The organism is Herbaspirillum sp. SJZ106 (assembly GCF_006715495.1).
In the GTDB taxonomy this organism is placed as follows: domain Bacteria; phylum Pseudomonadota; class Gammaproteobacteria; order Burkholderiales; family Burkholderiaceae_D; genus Herbaspirillum.
The window spans coordinates 483,421-503,315 of the sequence record NZ_VFNI01000005.1 but is presented as its reverse complement, the minus strand read 5'-3'; the positions used below and the strand labels follow the sequence as shown (position 1 = coordinate 503,315).

The window sequence follows — 19,895 nt, the reverse complement described above, 5'->3', positions numbered from 1 at the left end:
TATCGCACCGGCGACCTGGTGCGCTGGCGCGAGGATGGACAACTGATGTACCTGGGCCGGCTGGATCATCAGGTCAAGCTGCGCGGCCTGCGCATCGAACTGGGCGAGATCGAGGCTGCCTTGCTGGCGCAGCCCTCGATTCGCGAGGCGGTGGTGGTGGCCGTGGATGGCCAGCGACTGGCGGCGTATGTGTCGCTGCATCAGGGCCAGAGGCATGACGAGGCAGCGCTGAAAACCGCGTTGGCCGAGCATCTGCCCGAGTACATGGTGCCGGCCATCATCACGGTGCTGGCGGCGTTGCCGCTGAACACCCATGGCAAGATCGACCGCAAGGCCTTGCCGGCGGTGCAGATCAGCCAGGACAACGACTACAGCGCCCCGCAAGGCGAGATCGAACTGGCGCTGGCGGCAATCTGGCAGGAAGTGCTGGGCCTGCCCCAAGTGGGACGTCAGGACAATTTCTTTGCCCTCGGTGGCGATTCCATCCTTAGCCTGCAGATCATCGCGCGCCTGCGCAAGAGCGGCTGGAAGCTGACGCCGCGCCAGATGTTCGATCGCCAGACCATCGCCCAGTTGGCCGAGGTGGCGCAAGCCATCGATCAGGCGTTGCCTCCCGGCGCCGCGCCGGTCGCCGTCAGCGGTCCCGATATCAGCCTGCTGGCGTCGGCCGACCTGCCGGTCCTGCCGGCGCCGCCTGAAGAGGTGGCCGCCGTCTATCCGCTCTCGCCGATGCAGACCGGAATGCTGTTCCACAGCGTCTATGACAGCGGCAGCGCCGCCTATCTCAACCAGTTGCGCATCGATATCGATGGCGAGCTGGACGTGGCGCGCCTGCGCAATGCATGGCAAGCGGTGCAGGATCGGCACGACGTCTTGCGTACCGGTTTCCTGGCCGAGCATGCTCCGCCGCTGCAATGGGTGGCGCGCACGCTGGCGCTGCCCATCGAGCAAGCCGATGTGCGCGCCGCCAGCGACCCCGGCACGGCGCTGGAAGCGATCGCCGCCGAGCAGCTGGGGCGCGGTTTCGACCTGGCGCGTCCGCCGCTGCAGCGCCTGATGCTGGTCCGCACCAACGCGACGCGCCATCATTTCATCTGGACTGTTCACCACCTGCTGCTGGATGGCTGGAGCACCTCGCAGTTGCTGGGCGAGGTTGTGCGCCATTATCACGGGCAAGCCGCCAGCGAGCCGGTGCAGGGTGCCTATCGCCACTACATCGGCTGGCTGCAGCAACAGGATGCCGAGGCCGCGCGCCGCCACTGGCAGGACAGTCTGGCCGCGCTGGCGGCGCCGACCTATCTGCACCAGGCCTGCGCCCCGGCGCAACAGGCCCCGGCGGCCGGGCCTGGGGCCGGCTATGGCGAATACAAGGTCTTCCTGTCGGTGCGGCAGACCGAGCAATTGCAAGGCTTCGCGCGCGAGCAGCGGGTCACCCTCAACACCCTGTTGCAGGCCGCCTGGGGGCTGCTGCTGCAACGTTATACCGGACAGGCGGCGGTCTGCTTCGGCGCGACCGTGGCCGGGCGTCCCGAGGAACTGGAGGGCGTGCAGCAATGGCTGGGCCTGTTCATCAATACCTTGCCGGTGCTGGTGCCGGCGGCGCACGCCCAGCCCGTCGGCCAGTGGCTGCAACAGCTGCAGGATCAGAACCTGGGCGCGCGCGCCTTCCAGCACACGCCGCTCTACGAGATCCAGCGCTGGCACAGCCACCTGGGCCAGAGCCTGTTCGACAGCATCCTGGTGTTCGAGAACTATCCCATCGACAGCGTGCTGCGCAGCGGCCAGGCGCAGGGGCCGAGTTTCCGCCGCACCCATACCCGCGAGCAGACCAACTATCCGATGACGGTGGGCGTGGCGCCGGGGGATGGGAGGCAGAGCGGCTTGCAGATCGGTTTGCGCTATCAGTGCCAGCACTTCGATGACGCGACCGTGCAGCAGATCGCCGGTCATCTGCTGCATGGCCTGCAGGCGCTGACGCAATCGGCGGCGCGCGCCGTGGGCGAGGTGGCGCTGCTGGCGCAGGATGAGCAGCAGGCGCTGCTGCAGTTGGGCCGGGCCGCGCCCGGCGAAATGGAGCGCGTACCGGTGCACCTGCTGTTCTCGCAGATCGCGCAGCGCCAGCCGCGGGCCGAGGCGGTGGTAATGGGCGAACTCAGCCTCAGCTATGGCGAGATCGAACAGCGCTCCAATCGCTTCGCCCGGCAGTTGCTGGCGCGCGGCCTGCCCGCCAGTGCAGGCGAGCAGCGCATCGCCGTGGCGCTGCCGCGTTCGCCGCAGATGATCGTGGCCCTGCTAGGCATCCTCAAGGCCGGCGCGGCCTATGTGATGTTCGATCTGGAAGCACCGCAGGAGCGCGTGGCCTACATGCTGCGCGATGCCCGGGTCGGCCTCGTCGTTGCGCAGGGGCAGCCCTGGCCCCCGCTGGCGGCGCAGGATGGTCCCGACTGGCTGGATATCGACAGCCTGGATCTGGACAATGGCCACGCCACGCTGCCCGCGGTCGAGACCAGCCCGGAGAGCCTGGCCTATGTCATCTACACCTCCGGCTCCACGGGCCGCGCCAAGGGGGTGGAAGTGGCGCATGGGCCGCTGTCCATGCACATCCAGGCCACCGCCGCGCTCTACGAGATGGGGCCGCAGTCGCGCGAACTGCATTTCCTCTCCTTCAGCTTCGATGGCGCGCACGAGCGCTGGATGACGGTGCTGAGCGTGGGCGGTGTGCTGGTGCTGCGCGATCCCGAACTGTGGACGCCGGAGCAGACCGCCGCAGCGCTGCACCGGCATCGCATCACCCACGCCGGCTTCCCACCGGTCTATCTCAAGCAGCTGGCCGACTGGGTCGAGCGCACCGGTAATGCGCCGCCGGTCTTCCTGTACTCCTTCGGCGGCGAAGCCATGCCGCGCGAGACCTTCGAACAGGTGCAGCGCGTGTTACGGCCGCAGCGTCTGATCAACGGCTATGGGCCGACCGAAACGGTGGTCACGCCGCTGGTCTGGAAAGCCGGAGCGACCCAGCCCTGCGATGTGCCGTATGCGCCCATCGGCCGCCCGGTCGGGCAGCGTACCGCGATGATCCTGGATGACCGCCTGCAATTGCTGCCGCGCGGCGTGGCCGGCGAACTCTACATCGGCGGCGCCGGACTGGCGCGCGGCTATCTGGATCGTCCCGGCCTGACGGCGGCCTCCTTCCTGGCCGATCCCTTCGGCGCGCCGGGGCAGCGCATGTATCGCACCGGCGACCTGGCGCGCTGGCGCGAGGACGGGCAGATCGCCTATCTGGGACGCATCGACCATCAGGTCAAGATCAAGGGTTTCCGCATCGAACTGGGCGAGGTCGAGGCGGCACTGCTGGCCCAGCCTGCCTTGCGGCAGGCTGTGGTAGTGGTCCGTACCATGGGCGGCATCGATCGCTTGCTGGCGTATGTCAGCGCGCATCCCGAGTACGCGCCTGATCTGGTCGCGATCCAGCAGGCGCTGGCCGACAGTCTGCCGCCCTACATGCTGCCCAGCCGCATCATCGTGCTGCCGGCGCTGCCGCTCAATGCCAATGGCAAGATCGACCGCAAGGCGCTGCCGCAGGAGCTGCCGGCCATGCCGGAAAGCGCACTGGGCGATGCGCCCGAGGGCGCGCTGGAAAACCTGATCGCGGCCAGCTGGGCCGAAGTGCTGGGCGTGCAGCGGGTCGGCCGGCACGACAACTTTTTCGAACTGGGCGGTGATTCCATCCTCAGCCTGCAGATCATTGCGCGCCTGCGCCAGCAGGGCTGGAAGCTGACGCCGCGCCAGATATTCGAACAGCAGACCGTAGCGGCGCTGGCCCAGGCGGCCACCCCGGCCGAGCCGGTGGCGCAGCGGGCGCAGGCAGGTGCCGAGGTGGATGAAGCCAGCGATGGCCCGGTGCCGCTGCTGCCGATCCAGGCCGACTTCCTGGCCAGCGCCATTCCGCAGCGTCATCACTGGAATCAGGCCATCCTGCTGCACAGCCGCCAGCCCATCGATTTCAGCGCGATGCAGCAGGCCCTGGACGATGTGGTCAACCATCACGATGCATTGCGCATGGTGTTCCGCCAGGATGCGCAAGGGCTGTGGCAGCAGGCCTATGGCCCGCGCCGCGAACGCGATGCCGATGAGTCGTTGCTATGGCAGGCACGGGTGCATGCGCCGGCCGAGCTGGAGGCCTTCTGCGCGCGCGTGCAGCGCAGCCTGCAGCTGGAACGCGGCCCCTTGCTGCGCGCCGGCAGCATGGCGCTCAACGACGGTAGCTGGCGCTTGCTGCTGGTGGTGCACCATCTGGTGGTCGATGGAGTGTCCTGGCGCATCCTGCTGGAAGACCTGGGGCTGGCCTACCGCCAGCGGCTGGCCCATGCCGAGCCGGTCTTGCCGCCGCGCACCGCATCCTATCGCCAGTGGGGCCGCTGGCTGCAGGCCCAGGCGGCCACGCGCGGCAAGGAGTTCGGCTACTGGCAAGCGCTCATGGAGGTGCCTGCCAGCCTGCCGTGCGATCATCCCGACGCGCCGTTGCTGGCCGCCGATCAGGCCCGCGTGGCGTGCCGCCTGGATGCGGCGCAGACGCAGGCGCTGCTCAAGCAGGCGCCGGCGGCCTATCGCACCCGCATCAACGATCTGCTGCTGGCGGCATTGGGGCGCGCGCTGGGCCAGTGGGGTGGCATGGCGCAGTTGCTGATCACGCTGGAAGGGCATGGCCGCGAGCAGCTTGAGAACGGCAGCGAGGCGCCGGACGTCTCCCGCACCATAGGCTGGTTCACCAGCGTCATGCCGGTGGCCTTGCCCACGGCGGGCGAGTGGCCCACCCTGATCCGCGCCGTCAAGAGCCTGCTGCGCAGCCTGCCGGACAACGGCATCGGCTACGGCCTGCTGCGCCAGTGGGGCGAAGATGCCCAACGCGAAGCCTTGCGGCGCATGCCCAAGCCGGCGCTGGCCTTCAACTATCTGGGCCAGTTCGACGGCAATTTCCGCGAGGAGGGCGGCTGGCAGCCGGCGCCGGAATCGCCCGGCGCCTCGCGCGATCCGGGCGCGCCGCTGGGCTGCGAGCTGTCCATCAATGGCCAGGTGGTCGGGGGCGAGCTGCGGCTGGAGATCAGCTACAGCCGGCAACGCTATCAGGCCGCCACCGTGCAGCGGCTGGCCAGCACGCTGGAAACCGCCTTGCACGAACTGATCGCCCATTGCGCCAGCAGCGCGGGCGGGGTGACGCCATCGGACTTCCCGCTGCTGCAGCGCGACCAGACGCAGCTGGACGCCATCGTGGCCGAAATGGCCTGCCCGCCGGCCCTGATCGAGGACATCTATCCGGCCCCCCCCTGGCAACGCAATATGCTGCGCCATCTGCGGGACTCGCCCTACTCGGTGGCCAACGTCGTGCAGCTCGACGCCAGCAGCGCCCACATCGATCTGGCGCGCTTCGCCCAGGCCTGGCGCACCGTGCTGCAGCGTCATCCCATCCTGCGCACCGGCTTCGCCTGGGGTGGGCAGGCGCAGCCGGTGCAGGTGGTGTTGCGCCAGGCCGAGCTGCCGCTGACCGTGCTGGACTGGCGCGGCCAGTCGGCGGGCAATGTGCAGCAGCAATGGGAAGCGCTGTGTCAGCACGAGCACCAGCGCGGCTTCGCGCCGCAGCGGGCGCCGTTGATGCGTTTTGTGATCGCCCAGGAGGATGGCGCTTATCGGCTGCTCTGGACCTGGCACCATGTGCTGCTGGATGGCTGGAGCATGTCGCAGCTGCTGGGTGAGGTGTTCTCGCTGATGGAAGAACAGCCACTGCAGCATCAGGCGCTGGACTTCAGCCATTACATCGCCTGGCTGCAACAGCAGGCCGGGCCGCAGGATGAGTCGTTCTGGCGCGCCCAGTTCGCGCGCTGCCCGCAGTTCCCGGCCGGGCTGCTGTGCGGCGCCGCCACTGGCCTGCCGCAAGGCCAGGCCAGTGGCGCGCCATCGGCCTATGGCACCGTGCGCGAGCAGCTCACCACGGCGCAGACCCAGGTGCTGCAAGCCTTTGCGGCCAGCAGCAAGGTCACCTTCAATACCCTGGTGCAGGCCGCCTGGAGTCTGGTGCTGCAGGAGGCCACCGGATCCGATGATGTGGTCTTCGGCGTCACGGCCTCGGGGCGCAGCACCGATTTCCCGGGCATCGAGCGGGTCATGGGCATGTGCATCAATACCTTGCCGCTGATCCAGCATCTGGACGGCGCGATGGGGGTGCCGCAGTGGTTGGCCGGGCTGCAATCGCACAACCTGGCGCTGCGCCAGCGCGAGCATGTGGATTTGGCGGCGATTTCTCAATGGGCGGCACGCGATGAGGGCGACTGGTTTGACAGCCTGCTGATCTTCGAGAACTTCCCGGTGGATGAATCGCTGAAGAAGGGCGTGGGCCGCTCGCTGGCCTTCGACGCCATCCGCAGCCGCGGCGCCACCGAATTCCCGCTGACGGTGGTGGCGTTGCCGGGCGCGGCGCTGCGCTTCCAGTTCGAGTACGACGGCGCACGGATGGAGCAGGCGCAGGCGGCGCAACTGGCTCGCCGGCTGATCGAGCTGCTGCTGGCGCTGCCCGGACAGGACAAGCTGTCCGGTCTGCTGCGCCAGGGGGACCCGCTGTCCACACGTGGACGCCTGGCCGACCGTACCCGTACTGCATCGGTACTGCACCGCCATCCATCCAGCCGCACGCGTGGCGATGGTCAGGAGGAGCGACCGGAGGATGCGGTGCTGGTGTGCTTCCCGGCGCACATGGGCAATGCCCATGAGTACGATGCGCTGGCCGCAGCCATCGGCAGCGAGCATGCGGTGTACCAGCTGCTGTGTCCGTCGCATGAGCAGTGGCGCTGGAGCAGCATGGATGCCGCTGCGCTGGCGGCGCAGTATGCCAGTGCGCTGTGCGCAGCCCTGCCGGGCCGCCGCCTGCGCCTGCTGGGCTGGTCAGTGGGCGGCCTGCTGGCGCTGGAGACGGCGCGGCAGCTGCAGGCGCGCAGCGATGGAGCGGTACAGGTGGAGTGGATCGGCCTGGCCGACAGTGCCGACTTTGCCGGGCTGCGCCAGCAACTCGCGCAGATGCCCATGCCGCCAGCGGCTGTGCTGCTGGCCCATGAGGCCACGCTGGAGCGCTGGCTGGCGGGTTCGCAGCGGCGCGCACGCTGGTATGCGGTGCTGGGACAGATGAGCGCGGCACAGCGGGCGTATTTCCTCATGGAGATCGTGGGGCGGCTGGGTGAGCGCCTGCCGCTGGATGCTCCGGGCACAGTCGGGGCGGAAGCGGCGCTGTGGGAGCGCATCCGTTGCCTGCGGCTTGGCCTGCAGGCACAGGTACAGGTGTCGGCGCCGCTGCATGTCTGGCAGGCCGGTCGGCGCGATGCCGGGCAGGCGCCGACCGACTGGGTGCAGCATGGCGCTACGCTGATCTCGGTGAACACGGTACCGCAGGCCGATCACCTGTCCCTGCTCACCGATGGCCACTGGCACGCCAGCGTGCGTGCATTGCTGGTCTGAAGCGGGCAGGGCGGACGTGAAAAAACGGCCTCCCGGAATCATCCGGGAGGCCGTGCCAGAGGTCGAAGCAAGGCAGTGGCAGTGTGGGCTTCAGGCCTGGCGCAGCTTGTCCTTGCTGAGTTTGCGGCCTTTGCGCTTTTTCCACCACACCACGATGCCGGTCACCGACAGCAGGGTGATGACCAGTCCCATGAAGGAAATGAAGATGCGCCATGGCAGCCCGAACACATGCCCCATATGCAGCGCGCCTATCCAGTTGCTGAAGGTATTGCCGCTGCGATCGCCCTTGGGCAGCCAGTGGCCGCGCAACTGCCCGGTGCGGGCATCGATCAGGATGCCGGTGTTGCCGACGTTGCTGCGCAGGTCGGCGGTGCTGTGCACCATGTAGGCATACAGGCCGCGGCGGCGATCGAAGCTGAGTCTTTCCTCGAAATCGGTGCTGATGCCCCGTTCGGCGGCAAAACGCTGCATCGCCTCGCGGGCCATCGTGTGCGCCTGCGGCCAGCTCATCGGCGGCGCGGCCAGAGGTTCGCGCAGCGGCGGTTGGGCGCGCCAGCTGTTGTCGAAAGGCAGGATACGCGACATCACCGGCATGTAGATCTGGTCACGCAGGTTGAACATCACGCTGGACCAGGCGAACAGCAGTAGCATCAGCCAGCACCACAGGCCGAAGGCCCGATGCAGGTCGAGGTTGATGCGGTAGACGCCGGCCTGCCACTTGACCATCCACGCCGGTTTCCACTTGGACCAGAACGGACGTCCGCGCGGCCAGGTGAGATAGACGCCGACAAAGCAGTCGATAGTCCAGAAAGTCGAGACCAATCCCATCAGCAAGGCGCCCGGCACGCGCGGCAGGGCCATGGAGTGGTGGATGTTGAAGACCAGCGGCATCAGGTTCTGCGGACGAAGGCTGATTTTGTCGCGGTCGCGCACACCCTGCACCTTGCCGGTGTACGGATTGACCAGGATTTCGTTGTAGCCCAGCCGGTAGGGCCGGCCGGTAGCCGGATCGGTGGCGGGGTCGGCCATGAAGGAGACCGTGCGGCCGGGCTGCGGATGCAGCATCAGCTGGTTGATGTGGAGCTTCTCGCCCAGCTGCTGCTGGACCCGTTCACGCAGGGTGTACGGGTCCAGCATGGCAGCGGCTGCCTGGCCCGGTGCCGGCTGGGCCAGTTGCAGCTCGGGCGCGAGCCAGACCTCCAGCTCATCCTCGAAGGCGAGCAGGATGCCGGTCAGGCTGGCCACCACCAGGAAAAACGCGATCGCCAGACCGGTCCAGCGATGCAGCAGGACGAAGGTCTGGCGAGTCGGCACCCACAGCCTCCAGGCGCGCCCGGAGGACGCCGGAGCGGTTTTTACCATCGTGTGGTCACCTGTACCAGGCCGGTGCGGCGAGCGCCGTATTCACACAGTTCCGAGCAGAAGGCATAGACGCGGTCGGTGACGTTGTTGAGCTTGAGGGCCAGCTCGAAGTTGCGCCAGTCGCTGGAAATGCGGCCCAGGTCGAAGCGCGCGCCGAAGTCCAGCAGCGTGACCGAAGGTGTCTCGAAGGTGTTGAGCGCATTGCCATAGGCGCGGCCGATGTAGCGTACCCCCGCCGAGACGTGCGCGCCAGCCAGTGCGCCGCGCTGGAAGCCGTAGTCCAGCAGCACGCCGGCATTGTGCTTGGAGGCGCCCGGCAAGGCTTTGCCCAGCGTGCTGGTACTGGAACTGCCGGAGGTATTGCTGGTGACCTTGGTGTTGGTATAGCTGTAGCTGGAGGTCAGGTTCAGGCCATCGGCCAGCGACATCTTGCCTTCCAGTTCGACGCCTCGCGAACGGGCTTCGCCGGTTTGCAGGAAATAACCGGTGTGGGCCAGGTCGGCGGTGGAGACGTTCTGGCGGCGCAGGTCGAACACGGCCAACGTGAACAATGCATTCGTGTTGACCGGGGCGTACTTGACACCGGCTTCGTATTGCTTGGCGGTCTCCGGTGTGAGCATGGCGCCGCCGAAGCTGGTGCCGGTGGTCGGGGTGAAGGATTCCGAGTAGCTGGCATAGGGAGACCAGCCGCCATCGAGCTCATACACCGTGCCCAGGTTGCGGGTATTGGCCTGGTCGCTGCGCTTGGTCCGGGTTCTGGCGATGTAGTTGCTGACGGTCTGATCGGAGTTGTCGTGCCGGATGCCGGCCGAGACGATCCAGCGCTGGCCGATCCTGAGCTGGTCCTGCAGATACACCCCGACCTGTTCGTCTTCGGTCTTGGTGTTGTAGTTGTCCGCCACCGCCGGCAGGTTGGCATAGGTGTTGGTGTAGATGTTGGAGAGCACGTAGCCGGCCAGCGTGTTGGGACTGAGGTAGCCGGTCACGGTGCCGACGGTGCGATGGTAGTCCACGCCCATGAGCATCTTGTGCTTGACCATGCCGGTGCTGAAGTCGGCCTGCAGCTGGTTATCCGTCGTGAGAGTGTCGGAATCGGTCTTCAGGCGCCAGCGTTGCAGCGCGGCGGTGGCGTACTGGGTGGTCGGGTAGTAGGAGGCGAAGCGCAGGTTGTTGCGGGTACCGTCGTACTTGGTGTAGCGCAGGTTCTGGCGGAAACTCCAGACATCGCTGAACCGGTGCGAGAACTGCGAGCTGATCGACGCGTTGTCGTACTTCTCGTTGTTATCGGCCGAGCGGCCCAGCGCCGTGCTGGTGGGGATACGGCCATTGGGGTTGTAGGTGACTGTGCCGGCGGCCGGGAACAGGTTGTTGGCAAGGCCTTCGCTGCGTTGCAGTTCGATGCGGCCGGTCCATTCGGTGCGGTCGTCGGGGCGCCAGGTAATGGCCGAAGCCAGGAACAGGCGGTTGTCGACGGTGTTGTCGACCTGGGTCTTGGCTTCGCGGGCCAGGCCGGTGACGCGATAGGACCAGACACCCGCATCATCGAGGGCGCCGCCGAAGTCGCCAGCGATCTGCTTGCGGTCGAAGCTGCCTGCCTGCACCTGCAGCTCGTGCAGCGGCGTGGTGGTGGGCTTCTTGGAGACCACGTTGATCAATCCGCCCGGTGAATTCTGGCCGAACAGTACCGAGGCCGGGCCATGCAGCAGTTCGATGCGTTCCAGACCATAGGGCTCGGGCGCATAGCGACTGTAGCTGGCGTTGGAGGAGGTCAGCATGCCGTCGCGATAGAAGGAGCCGCCGTTGTTGAGGGCGAAGCCGCGCAGCAGCGAAGCGGTGTCGACGATGGCGAAGGCGCCGGTGGAGACCTGCACGCCGCTGGTGTAGCTGAGCGCTTCGGCGACGGTGCGGGCCTGCTGGGTGGCGATCTGGTCGGCCGTCACCACCGAGATCGACGTAGGCGTTTCGGTGATAGGGGTGTCGGTCTTGGTGGCGGTGGCGCTGCGCTTGGCCACGAAACCATGCACTGGACCGGTGGCTTTCTCTTCTTCACCCGTAGCCGTGACGGTGACCTGGGGCAGTTTTTCATCCGTGCTGGCGGTCTGGGCCATGCTATTGGCGGAGACCGACATGCCCAGCAGGGCGCACTGGAGGGAGCTGACCAGCAGGCGCTGGCGCAGCGGGGACGGATGGTTCCGGGAGTTTCGTGTGGTCATGGTAAAACGCGTTCCTCGATTGCTGTTGTTGTTGATGTTATTGACGTGAAGTTGAACATGGGGCGGCGCGGGCGGCGGCTAGCGTGCCCCGGGTCAGGCCTGCAAGGCGCCATGGCGCTGGACATCCCCTGATGCTTGCAGTGCTGCGGGTACGGCATGGCCCTGGTGCAGCGTGTGCGTGAGGGCCACGCGTATTTCGTCGGTGCGGATCGGCGTGATCGACAGCAGCGTGTCGGACAGGCCATGCGAGGCTTCGCAACTGCCCTGCAGGAAGATCGCTGGACGGAAATTGGGCGTGCTGTCCAGGCGATAGTGGCGATCCACGCGCATGCCGGGCAAATAGGCCTGCAGCTCGGCCAGCAGGGCGTGATGCTGCTGGCGCTGGTAGCCGGTGCCCAGGATCACCGCATCGTAGGTTTCGGTATTCACCTTGCCGCTTTCCAGGTCCTTCAGGGCAAGGTGCACGCCGGCGTCATCGCTCCAGGCCTCGACGGTGTCGTGGCGGCGCAGGAAACGATGGCGCTGTTCGCCCCGTACTTTCTGCTGGTACAGCACGTCGTAGAGGCGCTCGATCAGGGCCATGTCGGGCGCGGCGTAATTGGTTTGCATGAATTCGTCCAGCAGTGCCACACGGCTGTCGGCCGGGGTGTTGTAGACGTAATCGGTGTAGTCGGGATTGAAGATCTCGTTGACGAAGGGACTGTCGTCGGAGGGCTTGATGGTGCGCGCGCGCGTGACCAGATCCACCGACAGGTGCGGATGGCCTTGCAGTTCCAGGAAGATCTCGGTGGCGCTCTGGCCGGCGCCGATGACGGCCACGCGGCGCGGCTGTTGCAGCCGGTCGAAGGCGCTGCGAAAGCTGCTGGAATGGAATACCCGTGGCTCCTCGCGCAGGTGCGCCAGGCAATCCGGGATATTGGGCGTGCCGCCCAGGGCCATCACCAGGTTGCGCGTGAGGCGCTCCTGGGTGCGGTGCTGGGCATCGCGCGAGATCACCCGCAGCAGCGTCACCTCGCTGCCCCTGATCTCGGGCAGCACGGCGATGACTTCTTCGCCGTAGCGGCATTGATGACCGAAGTGCCCCGCGGCCCAGGCCAGGTAATCGTTGAACTCCAGCCGGCTGGGGTAGAAGGTCTTGAGATTGATGAAGTCCGACAGCCGCTGCTTCTGGTGCAGGTAGTTGATGAAGGTGTAAGGGCTGGATGGATTGCGCAGCGTGGCCAGATCCTTGAGGAAGGAAATCTGCATGTGGGTGCCATCGAGCATCATGTCGCCATGCCAGGCGAAGTGCGGCTGCTTTTCCAGGAACAGGGCATCGATCGCGCCCGCCTGGGCCTGGCCTTCCTGCAGGGCAATGGCCAGCGCCAGGTTGGACGGGCCGAAGCCGACGCCGATGAGGTCATGGATCTTCAAGACGGGTCTCCTTTCAGGGGGAGCAGGGGAAAAACGGCGGGTCCAGCGGCGCCAGCGTGGTCTGCGGTTGCCACAGGCCCTGCCCGAAATAGCGTTCGCGCGACAGCATCACCAACATGGCGCGCTTGTGGGGGAAGTCGAACTCCTTGAGCTTGGCGTAGCCGCTCTTGTCGAGATTGCGGATCTGCTTGTCGTGGTCCGCGCGCGGCTCGCCCACGACGGTCTGGGTACGGCAATCGTCGAGGAAGAGGTAATGCGAGATCGAGGTCAGCCAGGCCACCGCGAACTGCTTGCCGCGGAAGGCTTCCTCGCCCACCAGCACATGCCAGCCGCGGTCGAAGTCGCCGCAGTCGTAGAAGGGCGCGATGCGGTTTTCCTTGGCCCAGTAGACTTCGAAATAGGCAAAGGGCCGGTCATCGAAACTGGCGATCAGCGAGGTCATGTGCGGATCGGCGGCGATGGTGTCGAGATAGCGGCGATGGCGCGCCAGGTCGCCAGCCTCATCCCAGAACTGCACCACCACCGGGTCATTCATCCAGCGGTTGAACAGCGGCAGATCCTGTTCCAGCCGCAGGCTGCGCAGCGACAGGGTCTGGCCCAGCCAGGGCAGGTAGCGGCGATATACTTCGCCCTCCGGCTTGGGCGCACGCAGCGGGTGGCGCTTGCCTTCGCTCATCACCTGCTGCACCGGGAAGGGCGGGCGCTCCTGCGGCAGCCATCCGGCGGCGTGCTGCCAGACCAGTTCGGGCGCGGCCACATGACGCGTGCCCTGGCGCTGCAGCAGGCCGGCGCGGCACATGGCCGCGGCCTGCTCCCGGGGCAGCTCGACAGTGACCAACCTGGCTTCTGGCGCATGCAGGAAGATGGTCTGCAGGATGGCCAGCAGATCCGCGTAAGAGGCGCCGCCGCCTTCCTTGGCGATGGTCCAGTCCCGGCTGCTCGTACTGCGCTGCCAGGACCAGCGCGACCGCACCTGGCCATCGGGATCGGTCACGGCGAGCTGCTGCGCCTGGCGCAACACCAGCAGGGACTCGCCGCTGATGCAGACAGGCGTGACGGCGGAGGAGGGGGACAGCGGCATAAACAAAGGCTCCCGGTAGGCAAGCGGACGCAAGGCGAGGCGCCAGCGATCAGCGATGGATACTCAAGAAAGATGACTAAAAGCAACTCCGAACATGTCGGGATCGCAAAAAATCCTTCACCTTTATTTAGACGAATGAGACGTATTTTTATTTATAAGAAAGCGTGAAATCGGCTGGAGTGCCTCTTGAGCGCGGCACAGAGCAATTCGAGGTCGGTATCCCGATAGGTCAGCAGGGGTAAATGGCGGGGTGGCTGGATCGTCAGTTCAGTAAGAGTCATTCATTCACGATTTCCTTGTATTCCCCCTTCATTCGATTACTCAACCCCGTCCCGCATGCTCAACTTCCTGATACGCCAATCCTGGCGACTGCTTCTGTTAGCCGCTTCTGCCAGCGTCCTGCGCGGCATCTGCAGCGTGCTGACAGTGGTCCAGATTAATGCTGCCATCGCCGGCCAGGCAGCCAGCCGTCCCCAGGCCGCTTGGCAATTCGCCGCGACGGTACTGCTGCTGATGGTGTTTCACATGCTTTCCAACATTTCCTTCGAGCGGCTGAACCAGCGCGCCCAGGCCGATCTGCGCCGCTACATCTCCTCGCGCGTAATCGGCGCCGATTATCGGCATATCGAAAAGATCGGCGCACCGCGCATCCAGTCGGCCCTGACCGAGCACAGCGCCAAGGTGGCAGAATTCTTTGTCGGCATGCCGGCCATCCTGACCAACTCGGTCGTGGTGATCGGCTGCCTGATCTACATGGTGCTGCTGTCCTGGCAGGTGTTCCTTGGCGCGCTGGCGGTGCTGGCGCTGGGGTCGGTGGGCTATCACCTGGCCCATCTGAAGGCCATCCGTTACCTGGAGCAGGCTGCCCGTGAGCAAGATGTGATGTTCAGCCATTTCCAGGGCATGACCCACGGCGCCAAGGAGTTGCGCCTGCATCGCGACAAGCGCGAGCGTTTCGAGCGCGACCTGCTACACGTCGCCATCGAGAATGTGCGCCGTCTTCGCACGCGGGGCATGTGTACCTTTAGTGCCTCTGCGGGATGGGGCAATTTCCTGATCTTTGCCTTCATCGGGGTGGTGCTGTTCGCGCTGGTCAGCGACGTCCCCGGGCAGCGCGCGGTGGTGAGCGGCTTCGCGCTGGTGTTCGTCTACATCGTCACACCGCTGGAAGTGCTGCTGATGAACATCCCACGTGCCAATCTGGCCCGTGTGGCCGCTGCCCGTATCGATTTGATCACGCAAGAAATGGTCAGTAGCGAGGCACTCGCACCGGCCGGCCAGCGCAGCCAGCTGGACAGCCTGGTCCTGCGTGGCGTAACCCACCGCTACTATCATGAGCGTAGCGATGGGATGTTCATGCTGGGGCCGATCGACCTGAGCTTCCGTCCGGGCGAGTTGTGCTTTCTGGTCGGCGGCAACGGCAGCGGCAAGACCACGCTAGCCAAGCTGCTGGCGGGATTGTATGTGCCTCAGGATGGGGCCATCCTCTGGAATGGCGTCGCGGTCGACGACGCCAACCGCGACGCGTATCGGCAACTGTTCTCGACGGTGTTCTCGGACTTTCACCTGTTCGATCAATTGCTCGAAGGAGGCCGCCCCGGCTTGGATGCGGAGGCCAACCGCCTGCTGGAACGGTTGCAGCTGCAGCACGTGGTGCAGGTGAAGGAGGGCGCATTCACCACGCGCGCCCTGTCACAAGGCCAGCGCAAGCGCCTGGCACTGGTAGTGGCGGCATTGGAAGACCGGCCCTTCATGGTCTTCGACGAATGGGCTGCCGATCAGGACCCTTTGTTCAAGGATGTCTTTTATCGCGAAATCCTGCCGGAGCTGAAAGCGCGAGGAAAAGCCGTGCTGGTGATCTCGCATGACGACCGCTACTTCGGCCAAGCCGATGTGCTCCTGTCTTTGGAGAATGGTCAATTGACCCGGAACTCGGCAGTCCTCAAAACTGAGACTGAAGTGCAGCAGAAGGAATTTGCGCTCTGAAGAGTAGGAGAGGAAGGCCGCCTAGTTCTGCCTAGTTCAATGAACGGCAGTCGCAGTGAGACTGCCGCACTTTTGCTTCATGCGCGACGCTTACTTCAGCGGACGCGGGTGGCTTTCTTGGTTTTGAGTAGGATCATATATTTTACATAATACAAATTATGCGAAAATATAGCAAATCGTAACACAAGCCCAAAACGAGGAAAAACGCTGTGCAGGGTTTTTTCTTCAATCGGGATTCATGCCATAAACGAGCAGAATCTCATTCGTCTCCTATTTATACTTATACTTTTATGGCCGTAAAATCCATGCCCATGACGCCATCGACATCCATACCGCTAAAACGGCAAGTTTTCTTTCCGGCCGCTGTACTTATTATCTTTTTGGCCGGTTTTGCAATGCTCGCGCCAAACGCCGCACAGAGCTTCTTTGACGCCATTCAACGATGGATACTAACCAATGCCAGTTGGTTCTATATCCTGGCTGTAGCCGTCATTCTTGCTTCGGTTGTATTTCTGGCCATCAGCCGCTATGGTGAAATCCGGCTAGGTCCTGACCATAGCAAGCCAGACTATCGGAACTTCACCTGGTTCTCCATGTTGTTCTCGGCTGGCATGGGGATTGGCTTGATGTTTTTTGGCGTGGCCGAACCTGTGATGCATCTGATGGCGCCGCCAACCGGCGAACCCGGCACCATCCTGGCCGCCAAGGAGGCCATGAAACTGACCTTCTTCCACTGGGGCCTGCATGCCTGGGCCATCTATGCCGTCGTCGGCCTCATTCTTGCGTATTTCAGTTATCGCCATAATTTACCGTTGACCTTGCGCTCGGCCCTTTATCCGCTCATTGGCAAGCGTATCCACGGGCCGATTGGCCATGCTGTCGATATCTTTGCCATCCTGGGTACAGTAGCCGGTGTCGCAACGTCTCTGGGCCTGGGCGTGGCCCAGATCAACAGCGGGCTGCACTATTTATTCGGCATGCCAGTCAGCGTGTCCATGCAAGTCTTGCTGATCGTTATCACCTGCGCCCTTGCAACGCTGTCAGTGGTGAGCGGGTTGGATCGCGGGATCCGTATCCTGTCTGAGACCAATCTGTATTTGGCGGCAATCCTGCTGTTATTTGTCCTGATTCTTGGGCCAACGATATTCCTGCTGCAGACGTTTGTGCAAAATACCGGTGCCTATTTGTCCGATATTGTCAGCAAAACCTTTAACCTTTACGCGTACGAGCCCAACGATTGGATTGGCGGGTGGACCTTGTTCTACTGGGGCTGGTGGCTGGCCTGGTCGCCGTTTGTCGGACTGTTCATCGCGCGCATTTCACGTGGCCGCACCATCCGTGAGTTTATCGGTGGAGTATTGCTGGTACCCGCCGTGTTTACGCTTTTTTGGATGACTGTGTTTGGCGACAGCGCCATTCATCTGATATTGGTTGACCATGTGCAGTCCCTGGCGGAAATGGTCAAGGCCGACAGCTCATTGGCGCTGTTTGCCTTCCTCGAGCAGTTTCCATTCAGTCGCTTGACCTCCATGATTGCCATCATCATGGTTGTCGTGTTCTTCGTCACCTCGGCTGACTCCGGCGCGTTGGTGGTCGACCTGCTGGCCTCAGGCGGAGCCAGCAACACACCTTTGTGGCAACGCGTGTTCTGGTCTGTTCTGATTGGCGCCATCGCCATCGCCTTGCTCCTGGCCAATGGCTTGAGTGCGCTGCAGACGGCTACGATTGCCAGTGCCCTGCCCTTTGCCTTTGTACTGCTCGTGTCATTGATGGGCTTGTTTCGTGCACTCAGACTCGATGCCACCAAGCGCGAGCTGCGCCACCATACGCATACCTTCTCACGCCTTGCAACGGCAACTGCCGACCAGGATTCCTGGGAGTCGCGCTTGCGCAACATCGTGATGATGCCTCGGCGCGCCCATACCCAGCGCTTTATCAGCGATGTTGTCATTCCCGCGCTCAATTCGGTGCGTGACGAATTGCACAAACAGGGATATGGCGCGGAAGTCTCGGAGGAAGAAAATCATGCGGTGACCTTGCGCGTCCTCCATGGTCAATATCTGGACTTCCTATATGGCGTCCGCTCCCAAGAGTATGTTCGACCAGGACTTACTATCGCTGAATTCGATGAAGAGGAAACCCGCAAGTACTTCCGCGCTGAAGTCTATTTGCACGAAGGGGGGCAGGACTACGACATCATGGGATGGAGCAGAGAAGCCGTCATCAATGACATTCTCGATCAATACGAGCGGCATCGACACTATTTGCACGTTGTACAGTAGTTCAACTCGCAATAGAGAACACCTTGCGCGGATCTGAATGGCTCCCTGGGCAGTGCAAATAAACGAACAAATCACTGAATCGCATGTAACTGCCCTCTAAATACGCTGGCCGACGGCAGCATCGTCATCCTCCCCCCCCCCCGCAGCGCCATTGACCACCAGATCCAGCCTGGCTTGCGCCAGATCCGCCTGCTGGCGGGCGAGATGCAGTTGCAGGTGGCCGCGCGCGATGGCCAGCCCTTTGCCATCGATACCGTGCACGGCAGCGTCAGCCTGCTCGCCGGCACGCTGATGATGGCCTTGCAGCCGCTGCGCACCGACCTGGTGGCAGTACAGGCTGCACAGATAGGCATCGTCACCCGCAACAACACCCGTGGCGAACTTGCCAGCGGCCAGCACGCCTGGTTCGACAGCGACCGCATCGGGGAGCCGCGCGCCAACGAGGGAGGCGAAGCCTCGTGGGTCGAGGGTTACTACACCGCCTCCGACAGCGCACTGGCCGACGTGGTGGCGGCACTGCGTCCGTACCGCAGGGGCAATCCTGCGGCTTGATCGGCCGTAGCCGATCTGCGCATCAGCGGGGCCTTTCCGCTGGACGATACCGACCGCGCGCTGTCGGCGTTGGCCAGCGCCCTGCCGATCTCGGTGACCCGGGTCAGTCCCTACTGGGTGACCATCAGCGCCCGCTCCTGATCCGACCTTCCCCCATGCAAGCGCGACGTCTCGCCTTCCTGCTGGCGCACTGCCTGGCTGCCGGCCCCCCTGGCCATGGCGGCCTGGCCAGTTGCCGCGCAAGCGCTCTCCTCTTCGCCCCAGGCTGCACAGTTCGACTTCCAGGTGCAAGGGCTTCAGGGGGCCCGGCGTGGCAAACAACTTCGCACCACGCGTTGTGATTCGAAGGCGGCCTGCCCGTTCCTGATGTTGCTGACCCGGAGCCCCGTCTGGCTGAGGCAGCAAGGAACCCGGACCGGCCAGGCCGTCACTCACGATCATCGATGTGCCATCCATGGCATCCCGCACAGACGGAGCGTGAAACGATGATCAAGACGACGTACCTGAAAATCAGGCAAGCAGACCTGACCCGCCAGCCGCGCCCAGCCGATGCGGCGCGGTTGACGATCCACCCGCTGGCCGACGCGCGACGTTGCTCGGCGTTGTACAAGGAGGTGGGCAAACCTTATTACTGGGACATCTACCGGCTCGGCTGGAACGCCGACGACTGGCAAGACTACCTGCGCCAACCCGATGTGCACATCTCGCTCATCCGGGATACGCATGGCGTGGTCGGCTACCTGGAATTGAAGCGCCAGGGCGATGCCGTAGAAATCGTCAACTTCGGCCTGCGGCCCGGCTGCATCGGCCGCGGACTGGGGAAGCTGGCGTTGGAAACGGTCATCGAGCATGGCTTTTCACTGGGCGCCGATGAATTGTGGCTGCATACCTGCAACCTCGACCACCCGGCCGCACTGAAGAACTACTATGCGCGCGGCTTCGCGTTCGTGCGTGAACAGGTCGACAATTTCCTGCCGCTGGATCCCAGCCCGCGCGGCGTGGCGATGGCAGCCTGAGAGCTGGGGCGCTGACGTTGCCATCTCGTGTTGAATCACCCTGGATCGAAGCAATAGATGGAACCGCCGCCGCACGCGGCTCCACTCATGGATATTGGTGTAGGCGACAAACGTCGCGCACTCGAGGGCCAACAGTGCCTTGGACGGGGGTTCGATTCCCCCCACCTCCACCCGATGGCATCCCAGCACATGTCCATTGACGTCAGCCACCGCCACACGCGTGCCCGGCCCGAGCGGCAGATCGGCGAATGCGGCCGGATCCAGCAGTGCGTAGTGCGCCCCATATTGCAGACGCGTGAGCGTCTTGCCGGCTTCGACGGCGGGCGCCACGTCGCGTGTGACCGCCATGCCATTGGACAGCACGAAATCCGCCGCTTGCGCCCCTGGTTCCGGTTGCGCCATGCCCCAGGAAGCCAAGACGGGACGCGGCCGCAACCGCAACCGCCACATCTTAGATGGATAAAAGCGATTAACAGGCGTTCAACCGCCCCGG

Annotated in this window: 9 protein-coding genes; 5 read left to right on the top strand and 4 right to left on the bottom strand. The window is 64.4% G+C overall.

All coding sequences use genetic code 11. From position 1 onward, the window contains the following. Nucleotides 1–18: 18 nt before the first annotated feature. Nucleotides 19–7,497 carry a non-ribosomal peptide synthetase gene (locus tag FB598_RS17650; RefSeq protein WP_255515806.1) on the top strand — a complete coding sequence of 2,493 codons (7,479 nt, stop codon included), beginning with the start codon at nucleotides 19–21 and terminating at the stop codon, nucleotides 7,495–7,497. Between the two features lie 90 nt (nucleotides 7,498–7,587). On the opposite strand, the gene FB598_RS17645 is transcribed toward FB598_RS17650, so the two are convergent. The 4 genes from FB598_RS17645 to FB598_RS17630 form a co-directional block, all read right to left on the bottom strand. After that, nucleotides 7,588–8,859 (bottom strand): PepSY domain-containing protein, encoded by a 1,272-nt coding sequence (locus FB598_RS17645; protein ID WP_141917013.1) that lies wholly within the window; start codon nucleotides 8,857–8,859, stop codon nucleotides 7,588–7,590. Further along, nucleotides 8,853–11,072 (bottom strand): TonB-dependent siderophore receptor, encoded by a 2,220-nt coding sequence (locus tag FB598_RS17640; RefSeq protein WP_141917010.1) that lies wholly within the window; start codon nucleotides 11,070–11,072, stop codon nucleotides 8,853–8,855. Before FB598_RS17640 ends, FB598_RS17645 begins: the two co-directional genes overlap by 7 nt. A 93-nt stretch (nucleotides 11,073–11,165) precedes the next feature. Beyond that, nucleotides 11,166–12,485, bottom strand: coding sequence for a lysine N(6)-hydroxylase/L-ornithine N(5)-oxygenase family protein (locus FB598_RS17635; RefSeq protein ID WP_141917008.1), 1,320 nt, complete (start codon nucleotides 12,483–12,485; stop codon nucleotides 11,166–11,168). Between the two features lie 13 nt (nucleotides 12,486–12,498). Beyond that, a complete protein-coding gene (locus FB598_RS17630) occupies nucleotides 12,499–13,566 on the bottom strand; it encodes a GNAT family N-acetyltransferase (protein ID WP_141917006.1) in 1,068 nt (355 codons plus the stop codon). 336 nt (nucleotides 13,567–13,902) lie between these two features. On the opposite strand from FB598_RS17630, the gene FB598_RS17625 reads away from it, so the two are divergent. The 4 genes from FB598_RS17625 to FB598_RS17610 all read left to right on the top strand — a co-directional run bounded on the left by FB598_RS17625 (nucleotide 13,903) and on the right by FB598_RS17610 (nucleotide 19,402). Beyond that, nucleotides 13,903–15,552: a cyclic peptide export ABC transporter gene (locus FB598_RS17625; protein WP_141917004.1), complete on the top strand. Its 1,650-nt coding sequence runs from the start codon at nucleotides 13,903–13,905 to the stop codon at nucleotides 15,550–15,552. Between the two features lie 311 nt (nucleotides 15,553–15,863). Then, nucleotides 15,864–17,834 carry a choline BCCT transporter BetT gene (locus FB598_RS17620; protein WP_141917098.1) on the top strand — a complete coding sequence of 657 codons (1,971 nt, stop codon included), beginning with the start codon at nucleotides 15,864–15,866 and terminating at the stop codon, nucleotides 17,832–17,834. 78 nt (nucleotides 17,835–17,912) lie between these two features. Beyond that, the gene (locus tag FB598_RS20955) at nucleotides 17,913–18,386 is read left to right on the top strand and encodes a FecR domain-containing protein (protein ID WP_370455036.1); all 474 of its coding nucleotides are present in this window, start codon (nucleotides 17,913–17,915) and stop codon (nucleotides 18,384–18,386) included. 485 nt (nucleotides 18,387–18,871) lie between these two features. After that, the gene (locus FB598_RS17610) at nucleotides 18,872–19,402 is read left to right on the top strand and encodes a GNAT family N-acetyltransferase (protein ID WP_183405874.1); all 531 of its coding nucleotides are present in this window, start codon (nucleotides 18,872–18,874) and stop codon (nucleotides 19,400–19,402) included. The last annotated feature ends 493 nt before the right edge of the window (nucleotides 19,403–19,895 follow it).

What these genes read in the sequence shown, in the direction of transcription:
- FB598_RS17625 (WP_141917004.1), top strand. Translation starts at nt 13,903, where the DNA reads ATGCTCAACTTCCTGATACGCCAATCCTGGCGACTGCTTCTGTTAGCC.
- FB598_RS17640 (WP_141917010.1), bottom strand. Translation starts at nt 11,072, where the DNA reads ATGACCACACGAAACTCCCGGAACCATCCGTCCCCGCTGCGCCAGCGC.
- FB598_RS17645 (WP_141917013.1), bottom strand. Translation starts at nt 8,859, where the DNA reads ATGGTAAAAACCGCTCCGGCGTCCTCCGGGCGCGCCTGGAGGCTGTGG.
- FB598_RS17630 (WP_141917006.1), bottom strand. Translation starts at nt 13,566, where the DNA reads ATGCCGCTGTCCCCCTCCTCCGCCGTCACGCCTGTCTGCATCAGCGGC.
- FB598_RS17620 (WP_141917098.1), top strand. Translation starts at nt 15,864, where the DNA reads ATGACGCCATCGACATCCATACCGCTAAAACGGCAAGTTTTCTTTCCG.
- FB598_RS17610 (WP_183405874.1), top strand. Translation starts at nt 18,872, where the DNA reads ATGATCAAGACGACGTACCTGAAAATCAGGCAAGCAGACCTGACCCGC.